Source organism: Sutterella sp., assembly GCF_052272535.1.
In the GTDB taxonomy this organism is placed as follows: Bacteria; Pseudomonadota; Gammaproteobacteria; order Burkholderiales; family Burkholderiaceae_F; genus Sutterella.
Genome location: NZ_DAVZJY010000207.1, coordinates 1 through 4,082 on the forward strand (window position 1 = coordinate 1; position 4,082 = coordinate 4,082).

3 protein-coding genes are annotated in these 4,082 nt (G+C 65.0%); all 3 read right to left on the bottom strand.

Features of this window, described 5'->3' with window-relative positions; translation table 11 throughout:
* On the bottom strand, positions 1-1,442 hold a 1,442-nt coding region (locus ACT6Y9_RS09145), incomplete at its 3' end, for an ATP-binding protein (RefSeq protein WP_443744302.1).
* A 36-nt stretch (positions 1,443-1,478) separates the two neighbouring features.
* Positions 1,479-2,153, bottom strand: coding sequence for a response regulator (locus tag ACT6Y9_RS09150; RefSeq protein ID WP_295480758.1), 675 nt, complete (start codon positions 2,151-2,153; stop codon positions 1,479-1,481).
* Between the two features lie 203 nt (positions 2,154-2,356).
* A complete protein-coding gene (locus tag ACT6Y9_RS09155; protein WP_443744303.1) occupies positions 2,357-3,532 on the bottom strand; it encodes a porin in 1,176 nt (391 codons plus the stop codon).
* Positions 3,533-4,082 lie beyond the last annotated feature (550 nt).

Sequence of the window (4,082 nt, forward strand, 5' to 3'; positions counted from 1 at the left end):
TCCTCGAGCGTGAGGGTGAGGCGCCAACGGTCGCAGAGGGTCTTCACGATGGCGAGACCGAGGCCGGTGCCGGAGACCCCCGTGCCGAGACGCCGGTAGAAGGGCTCGAGCACCCGCGCGCGTTCGGCGGCGGGAATGCCCGGGCCGCAGTCGGAGACCGTGAGGACGGGCCGGGAGGCGTCCGCCGCGTCAAGTTTGAGTGTCACGGCCGTGCCGGAGGGCGAGTAGCGCACCGCGTTCTCGAGCAGATTCCTCAGAATCGTGAAGAGGTCGTCGAAGGCCATCGGCATCATGGGGGCGGCGCCGGCGGGGAGGTCCTCGACGCCTTCGACTTCGATCTGGATGCCGAGCTTCTCGGCCTCCCAGTAGACGGACTCAACGGCTTCCTGCACGGCGCGCAGCACGTCGGCCTTCGGCGTCTCCCCGTGCGCAGCACCGGCGGGGGCGGAGTGGGCGGCCGCGGCCTTCGCCTGAGCGCGCTTCAGGGTGAGGAGCTGGCTCACCTGCCGCACTGCGCGGTCGATTCCGGCGCGAAGCGTCTGGAGGCGCTCGCGCGCGGCGGGCGTCAAATCCTCCTTCTCGAGGCGCTCGGCCTGCAGCGACAGGGCCGCCAACGGCGAGCGCAGTTCATGCGCGGCGTCGGCGACGAAGCGGGCCTCCTGGCCACGCAGCGTTTCGACGCGCGCGAGAAGCCCGTTGAAGGAGGTGAGGAGCGGGAGAAGTTCGGAGGGAACGCCCGCCAAGGGCATGGGCGACAGGGCGTCGCCCGAGCGGTGTCCGACATCGAGGGCGAGCTGCTTCACCGGGCGCATCATCCGCCAGAGGAGCAGCCAGATCACGAACGCGAGGAGCACCGAAAGAAGCAGGAATGGGATGAGGAGGTTCACCGAGTCGAGCCACGCCTCCTTCAGGGCCGAGATCGTGCGCTCGCCCGTAACGACGTGCCGCCCGTTCACCAACGTCTGCGAGAAGACGCGGTAGCTGCGGCCGTGGAGCTCAAGCGTGTGGAAGCCGTCGCGCAGCGGGTGCGGCAGGCGGATCCTCAGCGCGCGTCCGGTCCTGTGGAGCGTGTGCACGAGGATGTCCGAGCCGGCGGGAAGCTCCGCCTCCGGGGAGTCGGGGTCGACGACGTAGCGGGCTTCAAAGTCGTCGTCGTCCATGTAGAGCGCTTCGAAGGTGCCGCCGTCGCGCCTCCCGAAGGCGATCCGCGAGCGCGAGAGGATGCCCGCCACCTCTTCGAGGCGGTCGTCCTGCGCGTCCTTCGCCTGGATGTAGGAGGCGCCGAAGATCGCGACCGAGGCCACCGCCGCGAACGCGATCACGGCCGCCGCCGCGCAGAGGCTCGCGCGAAGCGTCAGGGACGGATTGGCGGAGCGCCCCGTGCGGATCGTCCGCCTCACGTCCGTGAGGATGTCGACGAGGGCCTTGAGGTTGCTGCGCATGGATCTTGGGAATGGGTTCTGTCGGTGGAGCGGAGATCAGACCTTCGCCGCGTCGCGGCCCGGGACCATCCAGCCCAAGCCCCGGACGTTGCGGATCGCTTCGGCGCCCAACTTCTTGCGCAGGGCGTGGATCAGGTACTCGACGGCGTTGCTTTCGGGCTCTTCGCCTGCGCCGTAGATGCGGTCTTCGAGTGCACGGCGCGAGAGGATGGCGCCCGGGCGTGCGAGGAGGGCCGAGAGGAGCGCGAATTCGCGCTTCGTGAGGGGGAGCGTCTTCCCTTCAATCTCCACGGACTTCGTGTCGTCGTGAAGCGTCAGGATCCCGTTCGTGAGCGTGTTGTCCGCGGCGCCGTTGCGGCGGCGCATCACGGCGCGCATGCGCGCGAGGAGCTCGCTCATGTGGAAGGGCTTCACGAGGTAGTCGTCCGCCCCGGCGTCGAGCCCCTGCAGGCGGTCTTCGAGTGCGTCGCGGGCCGTGAGGATGATCACGGGGACGTCCTTCTTCTCGGCGCGCAGCGTCCTCAAGACCGTCATCCCGTCTACACCGGGGAGCCCGAGGTCGAGGAGCACGAGCTGGTAGGTGTTGACGGAGAGCTGCGCGAGGGCGTTGCGGCCGTTGGTGACCAACTGCACCGCGTGGGCTTCGTCGGCGAGGGCCGACTTCACGGCGTCGGCGATCATGGGATCGTCTTCAACAAGGAGGATGCGCATGGCGGTGTCCGGCGAATTGTGGAATGTTGAAGTCGATTGTAGAGGCGCGGGCTTAGGGCGCGGATAGGCCGGCCCCGGAAAGCGGGCAAGAAGAAGCCCGGCCGGGCGTCCCCGGTCGGGCTTCAGATGAGCTTTTCGCTCGAGTCCTCTTTCAGATCAGTTGCGCATTAGATCCGAAGGGAACTCTCAAGACTAATCAGAGATTAGAACTTGTGGGTCATGCCGAAGATGACTTCCGTGACCTTCTGGTCCTTGGTATTGGCTTCGGCAGCCTTGTTGTAGTCGCCGTAGATGTAGTCGGCGGCGGCGTAGACAGCGGTGCGCTTGCTCAGGTTGTAGATGTAGCCGACGGTGCCGATGTACGTGTCGAGCTCGAGCTTGTCGCCGGAAACGACATCCTGTTCGCCGTGGCCGTAGCCGAAGGCGACCTTGGCCGTGCCGCCGAGAGCGGGAACGTCAGCGCCGATGTTGAAGCCGTAGCCGTCGACGCCGTACATCTCGCCCTTGGCGTTCTTCGAGGAGGCGGGCCACTGAAGGGCGTTCTTCTTGCCCATCGAGGCGGCGTTGTCGAAGTACTGGCCGTTCATGTAGAGCTTGGCGACGCCGAAGTTGTAGTTGCCGCCGAGGGTGACGCTCAGCGAGTCGTCAGCGTAGTGCTTGCCGGCATTGACATTGAAGGAGGCGTAGTTGATGGAGTCGACGATCGCGACGACTTCAGCGGCGCCGGCCTTGTACTTGGCGCCGAGGCCGTAGTAGCGGTTGACCGTGGATTTATTCTCCGTACCGTGCTCGCCCGTGGAAAGGGTAGCCTTATCCTGCGTGTCGCCGTCCATCGAGTACTGAGCGAACACCGTGAAGCCGGCGAAGGTCGGGGTCTTGTAGGTGATCAGGTTGTCGAAGCGCGCGGCGGTGGCGCCGAAGACGGTGTTATAGCCGCCGACCGTGCCCCAACCCGTGGAGAACGGGTGGATGTTCGAACCAGCGATGCCGTAGGAACCAGCACCACCGGCGAGCTGGCCGTCGCGGCCGAAGCCGAGGTGACCGAAGCTGCCTTCAACGAAGAGGAGCGCTTCACGGCCGAAGATGCGGCTGTCGCCGTTCGCGTCGAACGTGCCGTCGTCAGCGTCGAAACCGTTTTCAAGGACGAAGCCGACCTTCGTGCCGTTGCCGATCTCTTCCGTGCCCTTGAGGCCGAAGCGGTTGCCGGCCTGCTGGCCGGTCTTCATCTGGAACTTGTCGGTGGCGGGGGAGCCGTCCGTCTTGGAATGGGCATAGGAGAAGCCGGTGTCGATCACGCCGTAGAGCGTAACGTCAGCCGCAAAAGCGGAGCCGGCAAAGGCGCCGAGAACGGCGGCGGCAGCAAGAGTCTTCTTGAACATTTTTTTCAGAGCCTTTAAAAGTTTCGGGACTGTCGTCCCGTGGCGAACCGCACGAGTGCACGCTCGAACGACCCGCAGGTCAAACAGGCGCTCTTCAGCAGCGGATTGCACGGTTGCTGCGGAAGAACCTACGGCGCGCCGAAGCGCACGCGGATCCACACCTGTTTTTCGGATCTGCACGAGTTTTAACAGACGGAGAGTATTCGGTCGTAAGCGAAAACCCGGATAAAAGACAAATTACAGAAAAAACATAAGAGAAAATGTTGCGGGATGTAGGGGATGGCATATGTGTTGCATCGACGCTACTCTTAAGTCGATCAAACTGCAAAAGAGAATCACTCGCAAATCAAGTGCAGGAAGCCTTAACCGCGTCTCCCGCGCGGGCTGCGGGAGAGGAGGCGGGGCCGCACAAAAGAAGAGCGGCCTGCGGCGGAAGGCCGGCAGAGCCGCTCGGAGGGCGGGATGTGGAACGATCACGCCTGAGGAACCGCGTCTGCGGGATCGGGCTTGAGCGAGAAGAGCACGACCTCTCCATCAACGTGGCGGCCGG

What these genes read in the sequence shown, in the direction of transcription:
- ACT6Y9_RS09150 (WP_295480758.1), bottom strand. Translation starts at nt 2,153, where the DNA reads ATGCGCATCCTCCTTGTTGAAGACGATCCCATGATCGCCGACGCCGTG.
- ACT6Y9_RS09155 (WP_443744303.1), bottom strand. Translation starts at nt 3,532, where the DNA reads ATGTTCAAGAAGACTCTTGCTGCCGCCGCCGTTCTCGGCGCCTTTGCC.